The 24596-nt window shown below is 36.9% G+C and carries 28 protein-coding genes; 10 read left to right on the plus strand and 18 right to left on the minus strand.

What is annotated here, in order from left to right:
* Window positions 1-93 precede the first annotated feature (93 nt).
* Window positions 94-2658, plus strand: coding sequence for a TonB-dependent receptor (locus ACY650_RS02800; RefSeq protein WP_462251517.1), 2565 nt, complete (start codon window positions 94-96; stop codon window positions 2656-2658).
* Window positions 2659-3489 (plus strand): DUF4249 domain-containing protein, encoded by an 831-nt coding sequence (locus ACY650_RS02805; RefSeq protein ID WP_462251519.1) that lies wholly within the window; start codon window positions 2659-2661, stop codon window positions 3487-3489.
* A 427-nt stretch (window positions 3490-3916) separates the two neighbouring features.
* On the opposite strand, the gene ACY650_RS02810 is transcribed toward ACY650_RS02805, so the two are convergent.
* From ACY650_RS02810 to ACY650_RS02820, 3 genes are read right to left on the minus strand one after another with little or no spacing between them, the layout of a single operon-like run.
* A complete protein-coding gene (locus ACY650_RS02810; RefSeq protein ID WP_462251521.1) occupies window positions 3917-4366 on the minus strand; it encodes a DinB family protein in 450 nt (149 codons plus the stop codon).
* Window positions 4366-4965: an IMPACT family protein gene (locus tag ACY650_RS02815; protein ID WP_462251523.1), complete on the minus strand. Its 600-nt coding sequence runs from the start codon at window positions 4963-4965 to the stop codon at window positions 4366-4368. Before ACY650_RS02815 ends, ACY650_RS02810 begins: the two co-directional genes overlap by 1 nt.
* Entirely contained in the window at window positions 4962-6074 is a 1113-nt protein-coding gene (locus ACY650_RS02820) for a hypothetical protein (RefSeq protein WP_462251525.1), read from the minus strand. The genes ACY650_RS02815 and ACY650_RS02820 overlap by 4 nt, the downstream gene beginning before the upstream one ends.
* A 96-nt stretch (window positions 6075-6170) precedes the next feature.
* On the opposite strand from ACY650_RS02820, the gene ACY650_RS02825 reads away from it, so the two are divergent.
* Window positions 6171-7061: a GNAT family N-acetyltransferase gene (locus ACY650_RS02825; RefSeq protein ID WP_462251527.1), complete on the plus strand. Its 891-nt coding sequence runs from the start codon at window positions 6171-6173 to the stop codon at window positions 7059-7061.
* Here the strand turns inward: ACY650_RS02825 and ACY650_RS02830 are convergent.
* Complete coding sequence (locus ACY650_RS02830) at window positions 7048-8211, minus strand: glycosyltransferase (RefSeq protein ID WP_462251529.1); 1164 nt, start codon at window positions 8209-8211, stop codon at window positions 7048-7050. The genes ACY650_RS02825 and ACY650_RS02830 overlap by 14 nt on opposite strands.
* A gap of 49 nt (window positions 8212-8260) precedes the next feature.
* Here ACY650_RS02830 and ACY650_RS02835 point away from each other — a divergent pair, with 49 nt between their 5' ends.
* Window positions 8261-9103: a glycosyltransferase gene (locus ACY650_RS02835; RefSeq protein WP_462251531.1), complete on the plus strand. Its 843-nt coding sequence runs from the start codon at window positions 8261-8263 to the stop codon at window positions 9101-9103.
* On the opposite strand, the gene ACY650_RS02840 is transcribed toward ACY650_RS02835, so the two are convergent.
* The 9 genes from ACY650_RS02840 to ACY650_RS02880 form a co-directional block, all read right to left on the minus strand.
* Window positions 9100-9810 carry a S41 family peptidase gene (locus ACY650_RS02840; protein ID WP_462251533.1) on the minus strand — a complete coding sequence of 237 codons (711 nt, stop codon included), beginning with the start codon at window positions 9808-9810 and terminating at the stop codon, window positions 9100-9102. The genes ACY650_RS02835 and ACY650_RS02840 overlap by 4 nt on opposite strands.
* The gene (locus ACY650_RS02845; protein ID WP_462251535.1) at window positions 9807-10184 is read right to left on the minus strand and encodes a hypothetical protein; all 378 of its coding nucleotides are present in this window, start codon (window positions 10182-10184) and stop codon (window positions 9807-9809) included. The genes ACY650_RS02840 and ACY650_RS02845 overlap by 4 nt, the downstream gene beginning before the upstream one ends.
* Complete coding sequence (locus tag ACY650_RS02850; RefSeq protein WP_462251537.1) at window positions 10177-12840, minus strand: ABC transporter permease; 2664 nt, start codon at window positions 12838-12840, stop codon at window positions 10177-10179. The genes ACY650_RS02845 and ACY650_RS02850 overlap by 8 nt, the downstream gene beginning before the upstream one ends.
* 1 nt (window position 12841) lies before the next feature.
* A complete protein-coding gene (locus tag ACY650_RS02855) occupies window positions 12842-13252 on the minus strand; it encodes a hypothetical protein (protein WP_462251539.1) in 411 nt (136 codons plus the stop codon).
* Between the two features lie 16 nt (window positions 13253-13268).
* Window positions 13269-13610 (minus strand): PadR family transcriptional regulator, encoded by a 342-nt coding sequence (locus tag ACY650_RS02860; RefSeq protein WP_462251541.1) that lies wholly within the window; start codon window positions 13608-13610, stop codon window positions 13269-13271.
* Window positions 13611-13732: 122 nt separating this feature from the next.
* Complete coding sequence (locus tag ACY650_RS02865) at window positions 13733-14536, minus strand: DUF4197 domain-containing protein (protein ID WP_462251543.1); 804 nt, start codon at window positions 14534-14536, stop codon at window positions 13733-13735.
* A 135-nt stretch (window positions 14537-14671) separates the two neighbouring features.
* Window positions 14672-15589, minus strand: a complete 918-nt coding sequence (gene rsgA / locus ACY650_RS02870) for a ribosome small subunit-dependent GTPase A (protein WP_462251545.1) — start codon at window positions 15587-15589, stop codon at window positions 14672-14674.
* Window positions 15590-15690: 101 nt separating this feature from the next.
* Window positions 15691-16320, minus strand: a complete 630-nt coding sequence (locus ACY650_RS02875) for a peroxiredoxin (protein WP_462251547.1) — start codon at window positions 16318-16320, stop codon at window positions 15691-15693.
* Between the two features lie 33 nt (window positions 16321-16353).
* Window positions 16354-16797, minus strand: a complete 444-nt coding sequence (locus ACY650_RS02880) for a Fur family transcriptional regulator (protein ID WP_462251549.1) — start codon at window positions 16795-16797, stop codon at window positions 16354-16356.
* 173 nt (window positions 16798-16970) lie between these two features.
* On the opposite strand from ACY650_RS02880, the gene ACY650_RS02885 reads away from it, so the two are divergent.
* The 3 genes from ACY650_RS02885 (at window position 16971) to ACY650_RS02895 (ending at window position 19500) form a co-directional block, all read left to right on the plus strand.
* The gene (locus tag ACY650_RS02885; protein WP_462251551.1) at window positions 16971-18032 is read left to right on the plus strand and encodes a DUF6588 family protein; all 1062 of its coding nucleotides are present in this window, start codon (window positions 16971-16973) and stop codon (window positions 18030-18032) included.
* A gap of 137 nt (window positions 18033-18169) precedes the next feature.
* A complete protein-coding gene (locus tag ACY650_RS02890) occupies window positions 18170-18640 on the plus strand; it encodes a low molecular weight protein-tyrosine-phosphatase (protein WP_462251553.1) in 471 nt (156 codons plus the stop codon).
* Window positions 18637-19500 carry a fructosamine kinase family protein gene (locus tag ACY650_RS02895; RefSeq protein ID WP_462251555.1) on the plus strand — a complete coding sequence of 288 codons (864 nt, stop codon included), beginning with the start codon at window positions 18637-18639 and terminating at the stop codon, window positions 19498-19500. Before ACY650_RS02890 ends, ACY650_RS02895 begins: the two co-directional genes overlap by 4 nt.
* Here the strand turns inward: ACY650_RS02895 and ACY650_RS02900 are convergent.
* The gene (locus tag ACY650_RS02900) at window positions 19497-20735 is read right to left on the minus strand and encodes an aspartate kinase (protein WP_462251557.1); all 1239 of its coding nucleotides are present in this window, start codon (window positions 20733-20735) and stop codon (window positions 19497-19499) included. The two genes, ACY650_RS02895 and ACY650_RS02900, sit on opposite strands and share 4 nt — an antisense overlap.
* Before the next feature lie 76 nt (window positions 20736-20811).
* Between ACY650_RS02900 and fbp the strand changes: the two genes are divergently transcribed.
* Complete coding sequence (gene fbp, locus ACY650_RS02905; RefSeq protein WP_462251559.1) at window positions 20812-21819, plus strand: class 1 fructose-bisphosphatase; 1008 nt, start codon at window positions 20812-20814, stop codon at window positions 21817-21819.
* Here fbp and ACY650_RS02910 read toward each other — a convergent pair.
* Window positions 21794-22111 (minus strand): hypothetical protein, encoded by a 318-nt coding sequence (locus tag ACY650_RS02910; RefSeq protein WP_462251561.1) that lies wholly within the window; start codon window positions 22109-22111, stop codon window positions 21794-21796. The genes fbp and ACY650_RS02910 overlap by 26 nt on opposite strands.
* 45 nt (window positions 22112-22156) lie before the next feature.
* Here ACY650_RS02910 and ACY650_RS02915 point away from each other — a divergent pair, with 45 nt between their 5' ends.
* On the plus strand, window positions 22157-22624 hold the full coding sequence (locus tag ACY650_RS02915; RefSeq protein ID WP_462251563.1) for a nuclear transport factor 2 family protein: 468 nt from the start codon (window positions 22157-22159) through the stop codon (window positions 22622-22624).
* Here ACY650_RS02915 and ACY650_RS02920 read toward each other — a convergent pair.
* A complete protein-coding gene (locus ACY650_RS02920; RefSeq protein ID WP_462251565.1) occupies window positions 22621-23073 on the minus strand; it encodes an acyl-CoA thioesterase in 453 nt (150 codons plus the stop codon). The two genes, ACY650_RS02915 and ACY650_RS02920, sit on opposite strands and share 4 nt — an antisense overlap.
* Window positions 23066-23539, minus strand: coding sequence for a DUF5606 family protein (locus ACY650_RS02925; protein ID WP_462251567.1), 474 nt, complete (start codon window positions 23537-23539; stop codon window positions 23066-23068). The genes ACY650_RS02920 and ACY650_RS02925 overlap by 8 nt, the downstream gene beginning before the upstream one ends.
* A 110-nt stretch (window positions 23540-23649) precedes the next feature.
* Here ACY650_RS02925 and ACY650_RS02930 point away from each other — a divergent pair, with 110 nt between their 5' ends.
* Window positions 23650-23988, plus strand: coding sequence for a hypothetical protein (locus ACY650_RS02930; protein ID WP_462251569.1), 339 nt, complete (start codon window positions 23650-23652; stop codon window positions 23986-23988).
* On the opposite strand, the gene yihA is transcribed toward ACY650_RS02930, so the two are convergent.
* Window positions 23985-24584, minus strand: coding sequence for a ribosome biogenesis GTP-binding protein YihA/YsxC (yihA, locus tag ACY650_RS02935; protein WP_462251571.1), 600 nt, complete (start codon window positions 24582-24584; stop codon window positions 23985-23987). The two genes, ACY650_RS02930 and yihA, sit on opposite strands and share 4 nt — an antisense overlap.
* Between the last annotated feature and the right edge of the window lie 12 nt (window positions 24585-24596).

The raw sequence follows: 24596 nt of genomic DNA on the forward strand, positions 1-24596 counted from the left end.
TTCCAGCATACACCTTTCATTATTTTTGCGGGTGTGTTTGTCACCCGTTTTTCTACCACACGATTATTAGCATGCATCTTTCTCATTTGCTGCATGGGATTGAGCTCTTTACAGGCTCAACAAGACCCACTTGATCAAAAATTAAGTTTTTGGGGAGAGATTACCTTATTCGATGCATTAGATTCACTCAGAACACAAGGGCTTAATATCGCATATAGTGCTGATAAACTCACAAATCAGGCGTTAGACATAGACAGGGGTACTACCCCACGAAAATTTCTCGACTATCTTAAAGAGAACCTGATTGCAGATATTACTTTTTCGGGTAGTCAAATAATACTTTCACCACACATTCCTCAGAACTATACCGTCCATGGCGTTTTAAAAAACGTTGAGTCAGGAGAACATATAATTGGAGCCACTGTTCAAGTCGCAGGAACCAATCTTGGCACAACAACAAATGGATATGGTTACTATTCAATCACATTAAGAGAAGGAACATATAATTTAGAATACTCTCATATTGGCTACCGTGGTACTACAACAGAAATTTCTTTATACCGCACTACCTATTTGGATGTATCGATTGCACCAAAAATTACAGAGTTAAAAGAGGTTGAAGTTCTGTCCTTGTCAGATGATGTAAATCTATCAGAAACAATCCCATCCATTAATCGGATAACCATCTCTGAAGCAGATGGTCAAATTCCATACTTTCTCGGAGAGGTCGATGTAATTCAGAATGCACTATTAAAACCAGGTATAAGGGCTATAGGAGAAGATGCCAGCGGTATTCACGTACGTGGTGGAGGTGTTGACCAAAACCTTACATTGCTAGACGAAGCAACCATCTATAATCCAAATCATTTTTATGGCCTTATTTCAGTATTCAATCCTGAAGCTGTCAACAATGTACGAATTATGAAAGGCTACATCCCTCCTTCTTATGGAGGTCGAACATCATCAGTCATTGAGGTGAGACAAAAGGAAGGTAATGCCAATAAAACCAGTGTATCGGGAGGTATCGGAATTTTATCTGCGCGAGCACTGCTAGAAGGGCCTATACATGAAGGAAAAAGTTCATATCTAATCTCAGCAAGACAAAGCTTATTAAACCTCTCTATTGATGATTTTGCAAGCACATCGGTTCAAAGAAACAGGATAAGATTTCAGGACTTGAATCTCAAACTAAACTTCAAATACAGTCAGGCAAGTAGGTATTATTTATCAGGATACATAGGGAACGACAGAAACATTGCCGGATTGAATTCTACAAGAAATTGGGGTAATAGAATGCTAAACTTTAGATGGAATTACCTATTTACACCTCGACTATTTTCAAATATTTCTGCATTTGTCTCAGAATACAATTACAAAATCGAGAGTACTGAAGAGCCAGGTGCATTTATAGGCAGATCTAAGATTGCTGATTACAGTTTGAAGACGAGTTTTACGTATGTACTCAATCCTAACAATGAACTTACCTTTGGGTGGAGCGCGGTTTATCACAGACTTCTTCCCGGATCAAGAGAACCACTAGACCAAAATGCAAGCAGCACCAACAGCGTACAATTAGAAAACGAACAAGGACTTGAATCCGCCGCATATTTTAGTCAGGAGACTCGCAAAGACAATCTCACCTTAAATTATGGACTCCGATTAAGCAGTCTTCATACGTTAGGATCAGGAACTGTGTTTGACTATCAAGAAGGTCTCCCTTTTGCAGACTCTACAATCATTGATACACTAAGATTCGACAATCTTGAAGTTATAGACAAGAAGTACATCCTAGAGCCAAGGATTGCTATTAATTGGAGAGTGAACAACAAGACTGCTGTAAAGGCAGCTTTTTCAAGAACTGCCCAATACCTGCATTTAATATCTAATACAATTTCTCCTGAACCAACCGACATTTGGAAACTCAGTGACAGGTATATCCCCCCAACAACGACCAATCAATATACGTTGGGATTGTACAAAAATCTTAAAGACAATACTTGGGAACTATCATCGGAAATATACTTTAAAGACATCAGCAACAACATTCAATACCGAAATGGCGCTGATTTGGTCTTCAATGAGAATATAGAAACAGAATTGATCCTTAGTCAAGCCAGGGCCTATGGTTTGGAATTATTTGCGAGGAAAAAAACGGGTCGTCTCAAAGGATGGATTAGTTATACACTCTCAAGAGCCGAAAGCAGGATTCCTGAAAATAATAGCGAACGATTTGTACTTGAAAATCATGATAAGACGCATGATTTTGCTACTTCTTGGAACATGCAGATTTCTCGAAGATGGAGCGCTTCTACAAACTTCGTTTTTAATACTGGAATACCAGTCACCCTTCCTACCGACAAATACGTTTTTGAAAACAATCTGGTACCACATTTTGAGTTTAGAAATAATGCAAGACTTCCAAATTATCATCGATTGGACCTATCCGTCAAATGGGATGGTAGAGAAGTGAAAAAGAAAGGAAAAACAAGGAAAAACAAGGATTATTGGATTTTCACTATCTACAACGTTTATGCGCGGCAAAATGCATATTCATATTTTTTTAGAGAATCTCCGATTGATCCGGGTACGGCACAAGTTGTAAAATATTCGATTTTCGGAACGATTATTCCTGCAATCACTTACAACTTCAAATTTTAAATGAAGAAGCTATTAATCATATCGTTCATTGTATTGATGGCTTGCGAAAAAGTTGTTGTAGTAGACCTGCCTTCTCCGCAAAACTTGGTTGTAATACAAGGTTGGCTAACCGACTCATTAGGAAACCAACGGATCCGGTTGACGCGTTCGAATGGCTTTGCTGATAATAATGAAGTACTTCCTATAGATGATGCTGAAGTAATCATTCAGTCTAGGATAGGTGAAGTTTTCACCTACAGCTACGCCAATGATGGCTACTATCATGCTGATACAGAGTATCGCGGGACACCCGGAATTGAATACAGGTTACGCATTATTGTAGACGATCAAGAAATCCAATCATTATGGGATATAATGCCAATACCTACTTCAGTAGGGAATTTGCAAATTGATTCTTTTGAAGAAAATGATCCCAATGATTCTGATCAGCAGATCACTGTGTTTTATCCTAAAATCACAACTAGAGATCCTATTGGAGAGGAGAATTATTATCGCTGGGTATTTTATAAGAACCAGGAAATTTTTAATTCCCCTGAACCTATTACCGTCCAAAGTGATCGGCTATTTGATGGTAATTTGATTCCAAACAATTTTCAAATTTTCGGATATGATTCCAATGATGAAATGACGGTCGAACTTCAAACTATATCCTTTAGCTCTCATAGCTATCTATCCCTCCTTAAATCCCAAATTACTACGCTTGGCACTTCATCTGGAACTACTCCAGCAATTGTAGAAGGCAACCTGTTTTATGTAGATGATGAATCTGAACAAGTGCTTGGATATTTTGGGGCAGTTTCTAGCAGTGTTGCAACAGTTATTGTTCCATAATCCAGTTATTTTTTAGGGGTTTTTAAGTTGAATTATGACGTAGAAATATGAAAAAGAAAATTACCCTAATTGTAGCTTCGTTAGCAATAGCCATTCTTGGAATTAAGGTTTCAAGGAAAATGAGAAAGGCTTGATTTAATTAAGCTTGTGAGAAACTTTATAGGTCATGAAATTCATGACCTTTTTTATTTAAAAACACATTGGGGATAAAAAGCAAACGGAGCGCCCTCACCAAAGCAACTCCGTTCTAATTCAACCAGCTATGGATTGTCTTTGAATTTCTTTATGACTCAAGGTTAGCTAAGATTTTTATAACAAAAGTCCCTCATTCGTTCATCTCTGGGAAATATTAGATAAACGTCACTTTCCTCACGATTAAGGAATTTTGGATTGAAATATTCTTAGAAGAGCGCCAAAATGATGCGTTTCAGGAAGTTTCGGATAGTATTCTTCTATGATAATTTATCTGACCGAGATGATAATTAAGGTGTCCATGAAGGTGGATAAGAAAGTATCCGACAGACATCGGATAACCAAATGGTGAAAGAGGATAACTCGACTGAAATGATTGCTCGTCAGCATTGGATAAGTACTCAACTACCACTTGCTTAGTTTTATCTACGCCTGACTTTATTTCATCCAACGATATGGTACCATCAAACTCAAAGTCACGCTTGCGTTCATAACCTGAATTCAAAAGAATTGCCCCAACAAAATGTTGAAGATTACCGCACAAGTGCATAAATAAATTTCCAGCAGAATTATTGATTCCATCAACCTTAACCCAGAGTAATTCCTCATTGGAATACGCTTCAAGCTCTGCTGATAGTCGGTCCATATCTCTTTCGTACAATTTCTTTAATTCTGAGGCCTGCATTATTCTTCAAATTCAAATTTTATCGTATATAAATCTGCAATTTTCTCTTTGAAACTAGAAATTATATCCTTCTTAATCGAAGCTTCAAGTATACATTCCAACTGATAGTCACGTCTTATTACTTCGATCTCAAAGTCTGTCATAAGTCGTTCTACAACACTCATGTCATCGTAAGTAAATCGAATTAATAGGCGTTTAGTTTCATAGATAGCTTTCTTAGTACTTTTATTTAAAGCTGCTTCTGTTGCTGTTTTATATGCATTAATTAATCCGCCAACACCCAGCTTAGTTCCTCCGAAATATCGAATAACAACTACAAGAACATTGGTCAAATCATTTGACTTAATCTGACCTAGGATCGGATCACCAGCAGAATGAGCTGGTTCACCATCATCGTTGGCTCGCCATGACTGATCATCCAAACCAATAACCCAGGCAAAGCAGTGATGCCGTGCATCATAGTATTTTTTCCTTAATTCATCTTGCAAATCCTTTACTTCCTGTTCTGAAATCACAGGATAAGCAAAAGCAAGAAATTTACTTCCTTTTTCCTTGTAAAGCCCCTCCACAGGCGAATCGATAGTGTAATAGGTACTCAAAGCTTAGATAATAGCTCTTTAGCCTCAGATTCTACTTGTTCAGTTTCTGCAAACTTCAAAGAAAGAATAAGTAAGTCTTTAGCCTCCTCTTTTTCTTCCTTATTTGCTAGGACACGCCCTAAACCTAAATATCCAAAGCTCTTGAAGTACTCGCCGTGATCAGGAATTTCATCTCCATACTCAAGGCCTAGTCGATAGGCATATTCCGCCTTATCTTGATTTTTAACAATAACCTCTTCGAAGTACCCTAAAAAAACATAGCCAGCTAGTTTATAGTAAGGACTTTCATGCTTTATCAGTGAATAAATAATGTCAATCGGTACGTCTTCAAAATCCTCAGGGTTTGCCAAAGATTCTAAATACTTTGCTTTAGCATAAAAGTTATTTGGATACAACTCACATAATTCTGAAAGGTACTGCTGTGCTATCTTAGGATTAAATTCATACCTAAGATAGATGTAACTCAAATAAACATGCGCTTCTACCCTTGTTAGAAATGAAGCAGTACGAGCTTTTTCTAATTGACTCAATCCTAACTCCATATCACCTCCTCGAAAGAACCATAGGAGCGGTTTATAAATGGGATGTCGTTCCGGATATTTTTCTCTGAAATAGTTATATAAGCCAGTAGTGAGTAAGAACTCAGGATGCTCGTCTACAATTTCAAATCCTTTTTTCATTAACCCATAAGCCCTATTGGCCTCTCCCACAGCCTTCATTGTATGATTTTGATCAGCATAATATTCAGCCAACAATCCATATGCAGCCATTGCAAAAAAGATCATCTCTGGGTCTTCTAAACTAGAATCTGCCTCCTTAGCTAGGAGTATTGCAGAATCTAATTGTACTTCCATCTTTACAAAGAGGTCTTCAGAAATTGTTGGAATATTGGCCCAAAGAATAGTCATTGCTCTCATCAGAGGTATCACTGGGTGCTGCGGAAGGTGTGTCTCGGCTTTTGCTATATAAAACTCAGCAGAGTCTGGCGTAGCATTATATATATGATCGGTTCCCTTCTTAACCAAGTCTTGAATATATCCAGCCTCAAAAACCTGAGCAGGCAGGTTTAATACAGCAAAAATGAACGCAGTGGTGAATATTCTCTTCAAAGTGAAATTTTTAAGATTTTATTGCAAAAATCTAAGATGCAAGATAACGTCCGATCTGAGCATTGGAAAATGAGATGAGTTTTAATTTTGCATTCCATGGCTACAGTTAAACATTTCTCTACAGAAAATATTGAAGGCAACCTGCCTTTAGCATACTTTCAAAAAGAATATTTTCAGACCCAAGCTTACTCTCAGTTTGTCGCATATTCAAATGAGGACTTCTTTATCCCCTTTGATATAACTCAAGAAAATGCAATTAGTATACCAATGAGTCCCTTTGGGTCTTTTATTCATCGAAACGGAGATGAAAATAATTTTGAAGCCTTTATCGAGTCTATTTCTAAGGAACTGAATAAAAAAAAGGTTGGTAGCATGATCATTCATCATCCCTCAAATATTTATTCATCCATGGTCCAGGAAGATTGGATTAAAAACGCATCTTTTAGTGAGGTTTATCAAGACATTAACCAGCATATTGAATTAAAGCCTGAGTGGGAAAGTACCATTCACAATATGCAAAAAAGAAAGTTGGAAACGCTTCGAAATGAAGGATTTGAGTTTCGATTGATGGGGAAAGATGAATTTGAAGTGGCGCATCAATTTTTATCGATATGCAGGCAAGCACAAGGACTTCAAATCAACATTGCTTGGGATAAACTCAAAACTTTAACAGAAAAATTACCAGATTCATACGACTGCTTCGGAGTCTTCAGAGGAGACCGGATTTCTGCACTGTGCATTTGCGTTAAAGTTAACAGAGATGTAGCCTACTATTACTTGCCAGCAACTAGTCCAATGTTTAGAGATAAGAGCCCCATGGTTTTGTTGATTTCTGGCATGGTAGATCATTATTTAAAAGAAGGATTCAAGAAATTTGATTTAGGAGTGTCCTCATATCAAGGCTCTCCTCAAGAGACACTAAGAATGTTTAAAAATAGAATGGGAGCTACTGAAACTCTTAAGACAACATTTGTCAAAGAGTTGTAATTAATTTTTCAAGTGAGTTAATCCAAACCTCAGATGAAAATCGTTCTGATTCTTTCCTGATTTGATCAGGATCAAATTGATTTAATGAATCGATCATCTGTTGAATCTTTTGTGCAAGATCTTCTGTGTCCATCTCTGCTAAATAGCCAATAGCCGTATTTATAATCTCTTGAGGTCCTCCACATTTTGTTGCCACAACAGGTTTACCACACGCCATCGCTTCTAAAATCACATTGCCGAAGGTTTCATAACTACTTGGTAGAATCAGGAATTTAGAATTTTGAATAAACCTTCTTACATCAGTTCTATTGGATTCCCCATAAAAATTTACTCTGCTAGATAGATTCAATGCTTCCACTTTATTTATCAACTTCTTTTCAAGCGAACCCTTACCAACAATCTTAAGATTAAGGTCTGGCACTAAAACCAAAGCATCAATTAATCTCTCAAACCCTTTTTCATCCTCCAACCTTCCGATGGCAACCGCATAATCACCCTTCGAGGTTTTATCAATCCTAAAAAAATCTCGATCTACTGGATTGTACAATGTTGATGATTGGGCAACCCATTTATTGATCTCAACTTGATGAAATTTACTTGTAACTGTAATGAGGTTAGACCTTGAAATTGCGGAGAGCACTTTAGTTCTCATTTGGCCTAGTTCAGAAAGCATGTTTTCAAACATCTTACCGCCTAGACGAATGTGAAGATGTGTTGGGATATTATACTTCTCGGATAAATAGTCAGCTATTAAAACTCCAGGATAGCAAGCTTGTACCATGATCAGATCTGGCTTCCCATTTTCAAGAGCAAAAGCCTGGTAGTTAAGCTCATTACTTCTAATTATCTCTTGAATGTTTCCCCTTTTAAATTTCTTTGTCCAACTGAGTGCAGGTTGATAATATTCCTTAAAACCATTTGCATTTACAACTTTAGCTACGTCGCTGCCATGGTCGGCTATTTTTTTAATGTTATGTAAATGATCTTTTACCCAAATCAACTTAGACTCATCTCCTTGCCCCCACGTACTTACGCCGATTTTCCAAGACGGTCGCTCCTTTGCCATCATGGCAATTTGTTCCTTCACAAAAATGCCATATGAAGGATTTGATCCCGAAGGATACCACGATGGAACGATAAAAAGATTCATTCCCCCGAATTTAATTGGTAAAAATGTTCTGAGATGTGAAATTACCAGAATGAATCAATTACCATTGGTTTCGGTCATCTGTATTTGTCACAATCATCTCTCTTTTCTAAGGGAATCGATTCAATCTGTTTTGAATCAAACCTATCCCGAAATAGAGATTATAATTGTTGATGATGGAAGTACGGATGGAAGCAAAGAAATGATTAAGGCACTGGTCAAGGATAAACCCATTCATTTCATTGATAATCCTTCTCCTTTAGGTAATTGCGCAGCCTTCAATAAGGGGTTCTCTGCTTCTCATGGAAAATTCATTATTGATCTTGCTACTGATGATTACCTAGATCCAGAACGCGTATTGAAGGGAATCAACACCTTCCTCAATTCAGATGCTGGAGTCACTTTCAGTGATGTAATGAATATTGATGAAAATGGTGTTGAATTAGGCACTCATTATCTTAGAGATTCAGACCTTCAGCTGATTGAGCATGTGCCTGAGGGTGATATTTACATCGATTTGATCCAAAGCTATTTTATATCACCCCCGGGAATGATGATAAAGAGAGAAGTACTTGAAGAGTTGAATGGCTATGACGAATCGCTTAGCTATGAAGATTTTGATTTTTGGATTCGCTCATCGAGAAACTGGCACTATGCATTTACTAATGAAGTATTAGTAACTAAAAGAAAAGTAAGTGGATCATTATCTGAACAGCAGTTTAAGTATTTGTCTAAGCATCAAATATGCACCCTACGCGTATGTCAGAAAATAAAAGAGCTAAATCGTACCAAAAAGGAAGATTTAGCTCTCAGAAAAAGATGTTTTTACGAAATCAAACAATGCTTAAAACAAGGTAATATTCATTTGATCCCTCGATTTCTAAAATTGATTTAGTCGCTAGGTTGTTCACTTAAAAATCGCAGTGCTGCCAGCAGGACACTATCATTTTTACTATTGAAATCCTCAAGTGAATTTTTCACTTCAATATCTACTGGAGTACCTACTCCTTCATAATTTTTCATATCTGTAGAATAGTAACGCTGATTACTTAATGTTACTTTCCAACGATTAGGAAGCCTTCTTCCAAACAAATCAGAATATGATCCATTAGACGGTTCACCAATTAGTGTTGCATTCGGTAAAGATCCCATCATTAGTGCAAGGACATCTGCTGCACTGAAAGTTTGATCATTTGTGAGTAATACCACCGGCTTTAAAAAGGGAGATTCACCCTTCGGAGTGATATATTTTTCTTTGATGGTTCCAAATACTTTTTTCTTCCTCGTTTGCTTTTTAAAGCCAACCATCTTTTCACTTACGAACCTACCTGCTACTTTTTGAGAAAAAGCATCATCACCACCCATGTTGAATCTTACATCAATAATGATAGATTCAATACCTTCAAAGTAATTGAATATTTCGTCAAGCTGTTCATCCACAGTTGAGTTAGCCATATTAGATAGTTTACTAAATGATCTAAAGAACCTTAGATAGCCCGTCTTATCATTCCGCGAATAACTAAATAAAGTATCTTCTCTAAAGCTTGGCCCTATCTTTTTAATCTGATCAAACCCATGTTTGTAAAGCGTGCTACTATTCATAGCTTCAATATATGGTCGCTTTCTCCCTTCCAGCTGCGCAGTATATCCAAGACGCTAGAATGCCTATCAGCGCTAAAAGCGGTATCGATATTGGAAGCAATTAGGTTCACATGCGCATCACCTAGTGGCTTAAGCATATTAGTTAGAACAATGAAAAGCTCTTTATCAGTGGTTGTACTAGTTACTTGTGGCCTAAATTCATCATAGGTTTTATCCCAGTCAATATTCTTTTCCTCAAAAGAAGCATAACTATCATTGAATAAATTCCAGCAAGCCTCAAACGTTTCAACCGGTTTATTAGGCTGAGATGACGCAATATTTACAACAAGAAAACCTAGGCAAATCGTGAATGCCTTAAGAAATAGGCTATTCATATTTTAATGTTTTAGCAGGGTCAAGCTTGGCGACTTTAGCTGTCTGATAGCCCACAGTGAATAATGAAAATACAAGTACCACTATCAAAGAGAGCACTAAAAGCATCCATGGAAAATCAATTCTATATGCGTAATTATCTAGCCATCCATTCATTAGAAAATAAATCAGCGGGAATCCTGCTAAGGATGCTATGCCAACAAGAGTTATGAAGTCTTTAAAGAATAAGATTATTATTTGATTCTCTGTTGCGCCTAGTACTTTTCGAACACCAATTTCTTTAGATTTTTGGATAGACATAAATGATGCTAATCCATAGAGTCCCAGAATCGCAATGAACACAGCTAGAATGGCGAAAGTCATAAAAGTGTCTCCGAAACTTCTATCTTGATCATAAAGAGCAGCAAAACGCTCATCTATAAATGCATAGTTGAAAGGTGCATCAGCATAAAATGACTCCCATGTACTTCTTACATGGTCAAGGCCATCCTGATAGTTATTTGCACTCAGTTCAATCACTAGATCGTCTGCTTCAAACCATGGAAAATAAAGACTTGGCTCAACCTGTTCTTTCAGTGTGGTACGATTAAAGTCTTTTACAATTCCTACCAGGGTATATCGTCGATTGGTCTCTTTAGTTCCAAAGTACAATTTCTTACCTATCGCAGATTCATAATCTGCCACATTCATCTTTCTCATAAATGCCTCATTAGCCATAATAGCTACAGAGTCTGATTTTCTACTCTCGCTAAAGTTTCTTCCCGCGATTAACTCCATGTCTACTGCATCCAAAAATCCTTCATCGTTGTACTGGATATAAGTTGTACCTTCTGTCGGCTCTATATCATCCGTGAATCTGACTACTGTCGTAGTAGAATTAATATCAGCTAATTCTCCACCTGGCAAATTTGAAGCTCCCCCTACTGATTCAATGGCAGAGTGATTTGCGAGTGCTTTCTTGAAAGCAATGAGTTTGTTTTGATCTGCATCATATTCCTCTTGAGACTCTGCATCAGACTCGGGCACTGTGACATTAACTACCTGATCTATGGAAATTCCGATATCCTTTCCCTGCATGTAATTTACTTGTTCATATATGATGAAGGTAGATGCAATTAGAGTTAGAGATGCAGCAAACTGAACAATAACTAGCCCTTTCCGCAGCGTAACTCCTTTTTTTGAATTTTGAAACTTTCCCTTCAGCACACTTATCGGTTTAAAATCAGATAGAACCAGTGCAGGATAAAATCCAGAAGCAAAAGTTCCAATCAAAACGAATAAGCCAATTGATGCTAAAAATGGCAATTGATCTATGACACGAACCGTTACCTCTTTACCCACCAACTGATTGAAAAATGGTAGAGATAACTCTGCCAGCATAAGTGCGATTACACCTCCAATTAAATTCACTAAGAAAGCTTCACATAAGAATTGTATGATTAGTTGCTTTCTGAAAGCTCCAATCACTTTTCTTAAGCCTACTTCTTTCGCTCGTTCTACTGCTCTTGCAGTAGACAGATTTATGTAGTTAACCCATGCAATTACAAGAATGAAGATTGATATAATGATCAAAAAGTTTACAGCCTTCTCACTTCCATAGATTTGTGGTTCATATGAGAAATCAGACTTTAGATAAATATCTTGTACTGGATTGATATCTAGCCGCGTGCCATCTTTTCTCCAATCCTCATCTCCATCTAAATCGTTGATATGTTCGTTAACAATATCATTCGCCTTGACTTCTAAATCTGCTAAATCAATATATCTATCCGACTTTAGGTAGACATAATAATTGTTCCAGTTCCAAGAATCATAATCTTGTCCTTCCGCCAGCGTCTTATCCGAAACTAGCATATCAAATGAATAGTGAGTATTATCTGGAATATCTCTTAGGACACCAGTCACTTTAAGTGACGCCGTATAAGGTGAAACAACTTCTAAGGTTTTACCGATCGGATCGCTATCCCCAAAATACACCTTGGCTCTGCTTTCTGTCAATACAATCGATAATGGCTCAGAAAGCATGGTCTCTAAATCACCCTCGATAATTGGGTAATCAAAGATTTTCAAGAAATTGGGATCTGCAGAAATAACCTTAGTTTCTCGAAATGATGACTCTCCGTTCTTTATCAGCATGAAATCAAATTTCTTAGACGCTGTATGCAAAGCGATCTCTGGGAGGCCATCGTTCAACATCTTTGCTGATACCCTTGATGCCATTGCATCTTTATCCGCATCTACTCCATTTTGAACTCGCACATATGAGACCCTGTAAATCTTATCTGAGTCCGTATGGAAAGAATCATAACTTCTTTCAAACTTTATGTATTCGTACATCAATAGAAAGCTGGCTAGTCCAATTGCCAATCCTATGATATTTATTGCAGTGAACATCTTGTGTCTTGCAAGATTTCGTATGCTTACTTTAAAATAATTTCTAAACATTCCTGTGTCCTTTATTAGTGAGTTTTTGAGTATTGGTCTCAGAAGCGATAAGCGAAAAAGTAACATGACATCCAGAAAATATCTGAACTGTGTGAATCGACTACCTGCTTCGAGGTGATCGTTATATAGCTCTTCTAAATCCCCTTTGATATCGGGGTAAAAGTCTGGATGACAAAACCACTTAAAAAGCCTATCGGCTAACCTTTTAATCATGCTATCGAATTGATACTGTTAGCTCATCTAAGCTCATTTTGCCATGCATTTTTCCACTAAAGGAGTTATCTAATAGATCCCCCACAGCAGTACATTGTTTGGTAATGTAAATAACCCTATATGACCCTCTGTCTATTTTGAATTGCATGGCGAGGTCTCCATATTTTTGATGGTAACTTTCTGTTAATGTAATATCATTGAGTACTGTCGTATTTGACCTAAGTTCAAGATGAATATCATCCTTCTTTCTTTCAATTAGTCCGTCATTCAATAGCTCATTGACAAAAGTCTTTCTCACTTCCTTCAAGTCAATATTATTAAAGCTTACCTCATCATTTTTTTGAGCAGTAGCAAAATTGACGGATAGTACAGTCAAGGTGATTGCAGCGATTGATTTTAATGTGCTTTTCATTTTCAAAAATTTAGTCCTAGTAATTTATTTTGAGATCAAGAGCCACCTCAGGGATGGCATTCCAAAGTTGAGTTCTAACATCCTGGGAGTACTTTAGTGCCTCTTTACCATATGCAGTAATTGTAAAAAACCGTTTAGGTTTTCCTCCCCTCTTTTCACCTCCATCTCCCTGCCTACTATCAAGGTATCCTTTCTTTTCCATTCTCCTCAATGCAGATTGTAATGCCCCTACACTTACCTTTCTTTTTAATCGACTTTCTATCTCCTCTTTGATAGCAACACCATATGCCTCATCAAAAAGTACTCCTACTGTAAGCAGCACTATTTCTTCAAATTCTCCTAGTTGATATTTTTTCATAAGATCAATTTCCTAAATGTAGTATTCGTATTCAAATATAAAAAGTTTCAATAAATCTCCTAAATGTAGTATTGATATAAAAAAATAAAGCCGGTCACCCGGCTCTAGTAAGATTTCATCTCTTAGTTACCACCAAAAACTCTCTCAATGATGGAACTACCCCAAGCAAAAGGGTCAGCTCTTATCTTTTGCTCTTCCTCTCCTACCAAATGAAAAAGGCCATCTATGGCTTTATTAGTAGCGTATTCATCAATATTTGCAGGTAAATTCACATCAAGCACATCGCTCGGACTTACAGAAGTTAGCCCCAATCCTGTTGGATCATATTCATAATTTAAAAACCCTACAACATCCGTATAGATTTCAATGGCGCCGGTTCCATCAAGTGCTGTTTTCACGTCAGGATTGAAAGCTTCAAATAATTCTGTGTTGGTCTCATTGTAGAAGTAATCAGTGGCTGCAGTGTTATTGCCATCTAATATTCCTCTAGCATCATCTATACTCATTGTCGTTATTGCATCCCCAAAAATTGGCAATGCTTTATCAGCTGCATTTTCAGCACCCCTATTCATTGCTGTGATGAGTTCCTCAAAGAGATCATTTCCATCATTTTCAACGGCTATATAGGCATCATATATTACAGACAGAGGAACTACTCCAGCAATACTCTCAGTCTCAATTTTATTTTGTAGATCTTTAACTTCATCAGGCAGCAGTATTTTAATTACCTCATTTTGAAGATATCCATCAACACCTGAAGCACTGGTAACTGAATTATCTAGTCCTATGCTAAGAGCTTCTTTTAATCCCTGAATTATCTCACTCTCAGTAAGTGGATTTGTAGCATCCTCAAAAAACTCGCACGAAACAAGTACTGTTGATATGCCAAATAAGCTTAGGAGTATAATATTTCTAGCTAATCTCATCCTCTATATTTTTTATAATTAGTGTAATCAAAAAGTTATCCAAACTTAACAACATCGAAAGTTAATAGTATAAAAGCACCACCATCTTATCGTCTAACTAACAAGCATCTTAACGATGACATAGAAATTTAATTACTACCTCCTGCTATCATCTACTCTTAGAATAGACAAATAACTTTCATATCTTTTTAACGACACCTCCTTACCAATTGCATCCTTCACTGCGCATCCTGGTTCATTCTCATGCAAGCAATTGTGAAATTTGCATTGCCCTAAAAATTTTCGCATTTCTGGAAAATAGTGAGATAATTCATCTTCTTCGATTTCAGACAAGCTCAACTCTTTGATACCAGGTGTATCAATTATTGCTGATTCTCCATCTAAGAGGTAGAAAAGCTCAGCGAAAGTTGTAGTATGCACTCCTTTATTTGCAAAATCAGAAATTTCATTGACCTCTTGATTAGCACTTGGAACTATCTGATTTATTAATGTTGATTTACCCGCACCACTGTGTCCTGAAAGGAGACTCTTTTTACCCTTGAACAACTCTTGTACTGACTTTGAAATACCAGAATCAAATTGACACAGTTCCACTTGATATCCTATGCTCGTATAGAGCTCCTTCAACTCGTGATACTTTATAATATCCTTATCGTTATAAAGGTCTTCTTTATTAACTAAGATTATTCCCGGTATTCGAAAGCTTTCTAATGTAATGAGAAACCTATCAACAAAACCCAGAGAAGTTCGTGGTCTTTTTAATGTTACTACCAGTACACCTTGATCAATATTGCTTGCAATTAAATGATCATGGCCTTTTTTTCGCGGGCTTTCCCTTATTACATAGTTTTCTCTATCGTAAATCTTATTGATTACCCATTCACCATCTACTTGCTCATTTGGCACAACTTCTACCCAGTCTCCCACCGCGATGGGATTGGTCAATTTTTTATCCTCCAGCTTAAACTTTCCTCTTAGCCGAGTTACTAAACGCTCCTCTCCTGCCAAGACCTCATACCACAATCCCGTTGACTTAACTACTAATGCTTTCAACTTATTATTCTCTTTACACGCAAAGTAAGGAATTGCATATTTATTAAATAAAAAAGGCTGACCACATCGTGATCAGCCTAATATATATATCTATTTAAAGATTAGTTGTTTGAAAGATACTCTGCAACTCCATCTCTCGTAGCGCTCATTGCAGTTTTACCTTCTTCCCAGTTTGCAGGACAAACTTCTCCATGAGCTTGAACGTGTTGCCATGCGTCAACTATTCTTAACATTTCGTCAATATTTCTTCCTAGCGGAAGATCATTGATTGTTTCATGTCTCACGATTCCATCTTTATCAATGTAGAAAGTACCTCTGAATGCAACCGGTGCACCTTCGAATCCTAAATTACCTTCTTCGTCATATGACCAATCTCCTGCCAATACTCCAAAATTTGAAGCAATTGTTTTCGAAGAATCCGCGACCAATGGATATGTCACACCTGAAATTCCACCTTTATCCTTATCAGTCATCAACCAAGCTAAGTGTGTCTCTTCCGTATCACATGATACCCCAACAACAGCTACTCCTCTTTTCTCAAACTCATCCAACTTCTCTTGAAAAGCATGAATTTCTGTAGGACACACAAAAGTGAAATCCTTTGGATAAAAGAAAAATATTACTTCTTTATTTCCGATGTACTGATCTAGTGAAAAATTTTCTACAATCTCCTCACCGTTGATTACTGCAGGTGCATTTACGATAGGTGCTTTTTTTCCTACTAATGACATTCTGTTCGTTTGTTTTTAAGTGTTTATTAATAATTAAGTAATAGTTATATCTCCTTCTGGGTCGATGAGTTCTCCATTGACACGAAGTTTGATTTCATTGATCTTGAAATTCTTTATTCTCTTCTTTTTAAAGAAATCATTTATTAGCTCATATAGCTCTTCATCATAAAAGTCTTGAATTCGATCAGTTTTAAGACAATAAAGATGTCCGTGAGGATTCATATTCGCGTCGTAACGTTTCGATCCAGACCTTACCAAGACACGCTGAATAAGCCCTGCATCGACTAAAACATCCAGAATACGATAGACACTTCCTAATGAAATGGATGGATTATCCCTTTTTATAATCTCATAGATACTTTCTGCAGATGGATGATCCTGAGATTCCGTAAGCTCTTTTAAAACCACAATTCGCGGATGCGTAGCCTTCAATCCAGCGTTGCTTAACCGATCTTTAACATGATTAATAATTTCCATTTAGGAATAATTCTTAAATACGAAATTAACTCATCTTTATAAAGGAACCAATTTTTTCGACTAATGAGATAAAATACCCCTAGAGATGAACTTAAAATCTCCAGAAATCTTGGTTAATTGCGGTATAACAATCACGATTTGCCTTTAAATCATCAGAACCAAAACAAATGATTATGAAAAAAACTACTACTAAAATTTTAACGCTAGCTCTAGTAGCCTTTTTTACTCTTGGATATTCAGCGAAAGCTCAAGACTTTGACGAAGTATTCAGAGCGGGTCCTGAAGACGCTGAGAGATATCTCGAAAACTATATCAATCCAATCATGCTTTCATTCAATAATGGACTTGGAAGTGGATGGTATAACACTGCAAAGCCTCACAAGCTTCTTGGTTTTGACATTACTGTTTCTGCTAATCTTGCGAATATTCCAGACGATGATAAAATTTGGACATTCAGAAATGAAGACTTTAGTAACCTTCAGTTAGCAAGTGGTACTACAGCCGATTTACCTACGGTGGTTGGTGGTCCAACAAACGGTGAGACATTGGTTGTTAGAGGCGATGCACAAATTGGATCAATCGTATTTTCTAATCAATCAGATGAATTTGCCGCTGCAGAAGGAATTGATACAGATGATTTCCCGTTATCAGGTTTTCCTGTACCAACAGTTCAAGTAGGGATAGGCCTTATTAAGAACACAGACCTAAAAATCAGATATGTACCATCAATAGATGCTGATGACTTAAAATTCGACATGTTCGGTGTGGGTATTCTACATGATGTTAAACAGTGGATTCCGGGTCTGAAATTAGTTCCAATTGATATCGCTGCTTTCGTAGGTTACACTAGTTTGAATGCAGAATATGACATTAACACGACCAGCACGGATAATAACGGATATACGTACTCTGCTGATGGAACAGCTGAATTCAAAGCCTCTTCGACTACAGTTCAATTACTAGCATCTAAAAAAATTGCCATTCTAACTCCATACGTTGGATTTGGATATAACATAGCTAGCAGTTCATTCAAAGTAAATGGTGATTTCGTTTATTCTGATGGAGTTAATACTGAAACAATTCAAGATCCTATTGACCTTTCATTTGATGGAGGGAGCTCTGCTAGAGTAACTGTCGGAGCAAGAATAAAGGTATTGATCCTTACACTACATGCCGATTATTCTATTCAGAAATACAATGTATTCACAGTTGGAGCTGGTATAAGTATCAGATAAAAAACACAAACCGTATAAAAAAAGAAAAGTCCCGTCAAAAACGGGACTTTCTTTTTTACTTGTCAAACAGGTGTATGAATAAATTTGTGTTATGCATTAGATATATACTAGTAACACAAATAAAGTAACCCCCTATTATGATAAAAGTTTTATTTGTCTGTTTGGGCAATATCTGCAGGTCTCCTCTCGCCGAAGCAATTTTCAAGAAAAAGATAGAAAAAGAAGGATTAACAGCTGTTTTAGCTACTGACTCAGCCGGAACTGCAAATTATCATGTTGGAGAAAATCCTGATCCAAGAACAGTCGAAATAGCAGCCAAACATGGCATCCCTGTTTCTCATAAAGGTCAGCAATTCAAAATTCATCATCAGAATGAATTTGATTATCTAATTGCTATGGATCACTCAAATTATCAGAATATGATCAGTCAAATGGGTAATGAACCAGAGAAATTAATTCTTATGAGAGATTTTGATCCAAATGGTAAAGGAGAAAATGTACCCGACCCTTGGTATGGAGGGATGAATGGATTCGAAGAAGTTTATCAAATTTTAGATCGATCTACTGATAATTTTTTAGCATTCCTAAGGGAAAAACATAATCTATGAATGAATTCATTCATGAAATACTAGCCAAACACTTATCTCATTCAGAAAATACCCTTTCTATATCATCTGTTTCTGGCGGTTGCATCAATAATGCATATAAAATAGAAATAAAAGACTCCTCTCTATTCCTAAAATGGAATAGAGAGGAGTTAAATGATATGTTCGCTACAGAATCTAAAGGGTTAGATATTTTAAATACAGAATCTAAACTCCAGTCCCCCGAAGTAATCGGACAAGGAATTATAGAAGGCAAATCATATTTATTGACTAATTGGATTGATAAAGGAGCTCAAGCATCCAATTTTTGGAAAGATTTTGGAGTAAACCTGGCATTTCAACACAAAAAGTCTGCAGCCCACTTTGGGCTTGATCATAACAACTTTATTGGCAGCCTCAGACAATCAAACAAACAACACATCAGATGGTCGGAGTTTTTCATTAATGAAAGACTAATACCTCAACTAAATCTTGCCAGTAAAAAACAATTGGTTCCAACAGATCTCCTCTCGCAATTTGAATTGCTGTATGGTAGATTGGAAGACCTGGTTCCAGACGAAAAGCCATCTTTGCTGCACGGAGATTTATGGAGTGGCAACTTCATGATTGAAAAATCAGGATTTGCAGCAATATTTGATCCGTCAGTACATTATGGTCACCGAGAGACTGAACTTTCGTTCACAAAGCTATTCGGTGGGTTTTCACCAGAATTTTATGATTGTTATCATGAAGCTTTTCCGCTAGAAAGTGGATTTGATGAAAGAGTGGACATTCATAATTTATATCCACTGCTAGTTCATGTTAACCTATTTGGCTCCTCTTACCTATCAGGAATAATCAACACCTTAAAAAGGTACACTTAGCGATATAATACCTGATAATTATTGGCTGTCTTTTGCTCCATGATAATTGATCTATCTTCAGGCAGCATATTGAATGATTCTGAAGTATAGTTCTTGATCGTTGCAAGATTGAGAGGACTATCAAATGAGAGGATAAAATCGCGATTCAATAGTTCTTTAATTCGCCTTGACTTAAATTCTTTATTGTCAATGCAAAAAGAGAATGTCAATGCTGAATTCTGCATCAGGTTGATTTTGATATTCAATAAATCAAGCACTTGCAATATCAACCCTAGTTTTTTCTCATTCATAAAACTATGGTCCTTTACTTGGGCCGTAACTAACAATTGATTCCCTTTGAAAACAAAACATGGAATCGTCTTAGTCGTGTTCTCCGAAGCAATTGTTGTCCCATCTTTAGATCGATCCAAAAATGACCTCACAATCAATGGAATACTTTTTTGAGCAATAGGCTTTAATGTTTTTGGGTGAATAACTTGCGCTCCATAGTAGGTCATTTCTGTAACCTCTCTATAGCTTAACTTCTCGTATTGCTCCGTTTTATTTAATATCCTTGGGTCTGCATTTAATATTCCAGGCACATCTTTCCACACAGTAAATCCATCAGCATTTAAGCAATACGCTAAAATCGCTCCAGTAAAATCCGATCCTTCCCGCCCCAGTGTTGTCGTATTACCTTCAACATCCGAACCAATAAAGCCTTGTGTAACCACAATACTCTTTTCAGCAATTGGTTTAAGATCTTTAGCTATTTGTTTTTCAGTTACTACCCAATCAACATTGGCCTCAGTAAAGTACTGATCTGTACGAATTACTGATCTTATATCAAACCATTCACTATTCGCATTCTTATTTAGGTATGCTTCTATTATTGAAGTAGACATTAATTCACCATGTGGGACAACTTTATCGTATGCCAACATTGAATCATACTGTTCCAAATCAGCAAGTGTACCTTCTAGAGACTTCTCAAAACTCAGATACCGTTCGGGCAATTCACCCAAAAGTTCATTGGCAATTTCATGATGATATGACTTCAATTCTTCCAACGAAACAGAATAATTTTCACCTGCTAATGCGTGTTTGACAAGTTCTTCAAGTTTATTAGTGGTCTTTCCCATTGCAGATACTACTACCACTACCTTATCATCAGTATACGATGAAACTATTTCTACTAAATTTTTTACTCCGATAGCATCTTTAACTGACGCACCTCCAAACTTGAAAATCTGCATTATGCAAACGTTATAACTCGTGAATGACTTAATTTTGTGGCTTAATCCAAAAATTAATCCTGAACTAACCCTTTCTATGAACAAAAGTAAGCTTGGCCTACCTATAGGAACAACCTTAGACCGCTTTATTAAGCAAAAAGAAGATGAGTTTTCTTCTGCAACTGGAGAATTGTCTCAATTATTGAGAGACATAGCTCTTGCAGGAAAGATCATTAACAAGGAAGTGAACAAATCAGGATTGTTGGACATCACTGGCGGATTTGGTGAAAAAAATGTTCAAGGTGAAGATCAACAGAAGTTGGATGTAATAGCCGATATTCGATTTACCAGAGCATTAAAAAATGGTGGAATGACTTGTGCAGTCGTTTCTGAGGAAGAGCAAGAAATCATCCATCTCAATCCCAATTGCCGATATGTTGTTGCTATAGATCCATTAGATGGAAGTTCTAATATCGATGTTAATGTATCGATAGGAACGATCTTTTCAATTTATAAGAGAATATCTCCAGTAGGAGGCCCTGTCCAAGAAGAAGATGTTTTGCAAAAAGGAACTGAGCAGGTTGCAGCAGGATACATTCTTTATGGATCATCAACTATTCTTGTATATACTACAGGTCGTGGTGTACACGGATTTACTTTAGAGCCAAGCCTTGGAGAATTTGTTCTTTCCCATGATAACATGACGTGTCCAGCAGACGGCAAAATATATTCAATTAACGAAGGGAACTATTTTGCTTTTGACGAATGGGTTAGGGAGTATGTTGATGACTGCAAGAAAAAGGGAATGACTGCACGTTATATTGGGTCATTAGTTGCTGACTTTCACAGAAACATGATGAAAGGTGGCGTTTACCTATATCCCAACACTGACAAGGCTCCGAATGGCAAATTACGATTGCTTTATGAATGCAATGCGCTTGCCTTTATTGCAGAACAATCGGGTGGTATTGCCACTAATGGTACTGAAAGAATTATGGAAATACAGCCAACGGCATTTCATCAGCGTACGCCTCTATATCTCGGATCTCCCAATATGGTAGAGCATGCAATGTCATTTATTAAGGCCGATACTTCTGTCTCGTAAGAACTTTTTGCTTTTCACGTTCAATTATTGCGCGAGCTAAATTCCGAGCAATTTCACCTTGCTTGGAGTTTTGAAGTAATTCTTTCGTTGTGTTTTCAGGTATATCAATTCGATACAATGCATTAAGAAGCCGGCCTAAATCATTGTCTAACAGGTAGTTTACTTGTTTGGTTAGATATTCTTCCAACCGATCAAAGGAGATATTCTCTTTTTCAAATCCCATTTCGTCCTCTAATCCGAAATCCTTTCTAACAAGCTGATAACTCTGGAGGACTAGTGTAACTTCATCCATATCTTAATAGCATTTGCAAGGTGTAAAAATCTTAAAATCTGAGACATGAAAAACATATTAACCCTATTACTCTTTATAGTTTCAATTCATTGCTCCGCACAGGACCAAAAGGACGAGGTAATGGCCGTGATCAATCAAGTTTTCGAAGCAATGCGAACTAACGACAGTACATTACTCAAGCAATCTTTTACTGATAATCCAAATACATTCACAGCCTATATAAATCAAGAAGGAAAATCTATTCTTGCTACAGGTGATTTTCAGCGATTTGTAAATGCGGTTGGTCAACCAAAAGAACAAGTTTGGAATGAGCCTATTTGGAATGAAAAAGTTGAAATAGACGGTAATCTAGCCCAAGTGTGGGTCGACTATGCTTTTTATATTGATGATCAATTTTCACATTGTGGAGTTGACGCTTTCCATTTGATCAATCAGGATGGAGCTTGGAAAATTTTCCATTTAGTTGATACACGCAGAAGGTCCGATTGTGTAATCCCAGATGATATTGATTAGGCTTTGACCTTATCTGGTATCCACTGAAAATCCTCTGATTTAATAGAGTCAACGAGTATTTCACTCAATTCTTTCGGAGGAATGGTAGTTCTTCGCTTTACTGTATCCAACCAAGCGCCATCGACATCTATTTTTGCCGACAAATCTCCATCCTTTGTATAGATATTGTGTCGGAAAGACCATTTCGACCCATCTCTTCTAAGTTTAGAAATTGTAAAACCTACTTCAAATTCTTCGTTCATTCTGATCTCCTTGAAGAAGCGTGTATCCTCTCTGAATAGAATTGGCCCTACATTCATTGCCAGCAGCTTTTGAAAAGGCATGCTTATTTCTTCAAAGTACATGAGACGAGCCTGCGCACAATAGTCATTATAAGCAGTATGACGCATATGCCCGTTGGGATCTAGGTCTGCCCACCGAACCCGGAACTTAAATTTTATCTCACTCACCTTTTTTCTCCTCCTTCTTAGCAGCAGGTTTTTTAGCTGCCTTCTTGGTTTCTTTTTTCTCTTCCTTCTTTTCAGCCAATACTTCTGGCGCTTCTTTGACTATTTGACCATACCAGCTCACCAATTTTTTGATATCTGAAACGTAAACACGGGATTCATCATATTCGGGAAGAACGAATTTTAAGAAAGATTTCAGTTCTTCCGAACTACTATTCTTATCAAGATCCGTATCGCCATCAAATTCTTGATGGATTTTGCGCATAACATCTTCCAGAGGTACAGCTCCTTCTGAATCTGTTGTGTAGATAGAAATTTCTGATAGGATACTCACTTTGTTATGCATAGTGGCTACCATTTTCTTCTTGTGCTCATCCATGCTTTCCAATACAACTCCTGTTCTTGTGGGCTGTACTATCTTAAATAAATTACCCTTTCCTGAAACTGACGCGATATCGCTGAAATCCATATTATAATTTTTATTTAGGACCGCAAAAATATCTAAGTAAAATCTATTCTTAAATCAGTTTGAGCAATTGTTATGAATTACTTATCATTAAGGTATATGTAAAAGAAATCATGAAAGTAATTCTACTAATTCTCATCAGCCTTTACTCCCAATCGAATCAAGAAGATGTTAAGGTCATATTCGACAGTTCGTATACACTTGAAAAACTTTTAGAACTAAAAAAGGATTGCGAACAACAGGGATTTGATTTGAGCTATGAAAACCTATTATTTAGCGAGTCAGGACAACTCAGATACATCAGCTTTAAAGTAGACTTTAATGATTGTTTTTCCGGATCCACATCCGGCTATTCTTACAATTCAGAAGGTCCCGGATTTATAAAACGATATGGCAAAGATGTTGAATCGAAAGTGCACTTTTTTCCATCAAGTAAACTCCTAAAAAATTAGCGTAAGCTATCGTTAATTCGATCAATAAAATCTAAGATTTCTTCACCTCCAATACGTTCTGCCGATGATGTGGTAAATGTTGGAGGGAGCTCTTCCCAAGTTCTCCTCAATTCTTTTTTATATCCCGCAGTATTTGACTGAATTTGAGTTTTACCAAGCTTATCCGATTTAGTAAAAACAATGGAAAATGGAATTTGATTTTCCCCCAGCCATTGCATAAACTCTAAATCAATGGTTTGTGGTTCATGTCTGATATCAACCAATACAAAAACGCAAGCTAAGTTTTGTCTCTCCTCTAAGTATGTGTTTATCATTTTTTTCCAAGCAGCTTTATTGACCTTGCTGGTTTGAGCCCATCCATACCCAGGCAAGTCTACCAAGTACCAATTCTCGTTTATTAAAAAATGATTTATCAACTGCGTTTTTCCAGGTGTAGAAGAAGTCTTAGCAAGTTTTTTTCTATTCGTTATGTGATTGATCAAGCTGGATTTTCCAACATTAGATCGCCCGATGAATGCATATTCCGGCAATTTTGGCTCAGGACATTCAGTCACATTCGGACTGCTTTTTACAAATTCTGCTGATTTTATCTGCATTGTGAAGAAACT

The organism is Ekhidna sp., from assembly GCF_963691765.1.
GTDB lineage: Bacteria > Bacteroidota > Bacteroidia > Cytophagales > Cyclobacteriaceae > Ekhidna.

What these genes read in the sequence shown, in the direction of transcription:
- ACY650_RS02890 (WP_462251553.1), top strand. Translation starts at nt 18,170, where the DNA reads ATGATAAAAGTTTTATTTGTCTGTTTGGGCAATATCTGCAGGTCTCCT.
- ACY650_RS02875 (WP_462251547.1), bottom strand. Translation starts at nt 16,320, where the DNA reads ATGTCATTAGTAGGAAAAAAAGCACCTATCGTAAATGCACCTGCAGTA.
- ACY650_RS02830 (WP_462251529.1), bottom strand. Translation starts at nt 8,211, where the DNA reads ATGAATCTTTTTATCGTTCCATCGTGGTATCCTTCGGGATCAAATCCT.
- ACY650_RS02885 (WP_462251551.1), top strand. Translation starts at nt 16,971, where the DNA reads ATGAAAAAAACTACTACTAAAATTTTAACGCTAGCTCTAGTAGCCTTT.
- ACY650_RS02835 (WP_462251531.1), top strand. Translation starts at nt 8,261, where the DNA reads ATGAATCAATTACCATTGGTTTCGGTCATCTGTATTTGTCACAATCAT.
- ACY650_RS02900 (WP_462251557.1), bottom strand. Translation starts at nt 20,735, where the DNA reads ATGCAGATTTTCAAGTTTGGAGGTGCGTCAGTTAAAGATGCTATCGGA.
- ACY650_RS02850 (WP_462251537.1), bottom strand. Translation starts at nt 12,840, where the DNA reads ATGATTAAAAGGTTAGCCGATAGGCTTTTTAAGTGGTTTTGTCATCCA.
- ACY650_RS02810 (WP_462251521.1), bottom strand. Translation starts at nt 4,366, where the DNA reads ATGCAGGCCTCAGAATTAAAGAAATTGTACGAAAGAGATATGGACCGA.
- ACY650_RS02805 (WP_462251519.1), top strand. Translation starts at nt 2,659, where the DNA reads ATGAAGAAGCTATTAATCATATCGTTCATTGTATTGATGGCTTGCGAA.
- fbp (WP_462251559.1), top strand. Translation starts at nt 20,812, where the DNA reads ATGAACAAAAGTAAGCTTGGCCTACCTATAGGAACAACCTTAGACCGC.
- ACY650_RS02800 (WP_462251517.1), top strand. Translation starts at nt 94, where the DNA reads ATGGGATTGAGCTCTTTACAGGCTCAACAAGACCCACTTGATCAAAAA.
- ACY650_RS02880 (WP_462251549.1), bottom strand. Translation starts at nt 16,797, where the DNA reads ATGGAAATTATTAATCATGTTAAAGATCGGTTAAGCAACGCTGGATTG.
- yihA (WP_462251571.1), bottom strand. Translation starts at nt 24,584, where the DNA reads ATGCAGATAAAATCAGCAGAATTTGTAAAAAGCAGTCCGAATGTGACT.
- ACY650_RS02855 (WP_462251539.1), bottom strand. Translation starts at nt 13,252, where the DNA reads ATGAAAAGCACATTAAAATCAATCGCTGCAATCACCTTGACTGTACTA.
- ACY650_RS02825 (WP_462251527.1), top strand. Translation starts at nt 6,171, where the DNA reads ATGGCTACAGTTAAACATTTCTCTACAGAAAATATTGAAGGCAACCTG.
- ACY650_RS02840 (WP_462251533.1), bottom strand. Translation starts at nt 9,810, where the DNA reads ATGAATAGTAGCACGCTTTACAAACATGGGTTTGATCAGATTAAAAAG.
- ACY650_RS02925 (WP_462251567.1), bottom strand. Translation starts at nt 23,539, where the DNA reads ATGGATTTCAGCGATATCGCGTCAGTTTCAGGAAAGGGTAATTTATTT.
- ACY650_RS02915 (WP_462251563.1), top strand. Translation starts at nt 22,157, where the DNA reads ATGAAAAACATATTAACCCTATTACTCTTTATAGTTTCAATTCATTGC.
- ACY650_RS02895 (WP_462251555.1), top strand. Translation starts at nt 18,637, where the DNA reads ATGAATGAATTCATTCATGAAATACTAGCCAAACACTTATCTCATTCA.
- ACY650_RS02865 (WP_462251543.1), bottom strand. Translation starts at nt 14,536, where the DNA reads ATGAGATTAGCTAGAAATATTATACTCCTAAGCTTATTTGGCATATCA.
- ACY650_RS02910 (WP_462251561.1), bottom strand. Translation starts at nt 22,111, where the DNA reads ATGGATGAAGTTACACTAGTCCTCCAGAGTTATCAGCTTGTTAGAAAG.
- ACY650_RS02845 (WP_462251535.1), bottom strand. Translation starts at nt 10,184, where the DNA reads ATGAATAGCCTATTTCTTAAGGCATTCACGATTTGCCTAGGTTTTCTT.
- ACY650_RS02930 (WP_462251569.1), top strand. Translation starts at nt 23,650, where the DNA reads ATGAAAGTAATTCTACTAATTCTCATCAGCCTTTACTCCCAATCGAAT.
- ACY650_RS02860 (WP_462251541.1), bottom strand. Translation starts at nt 13,610, where the DNA reads ATGAAAAAATATCAACTAGGAGAATTTGAAGAAATAGTGCTGCTTACA.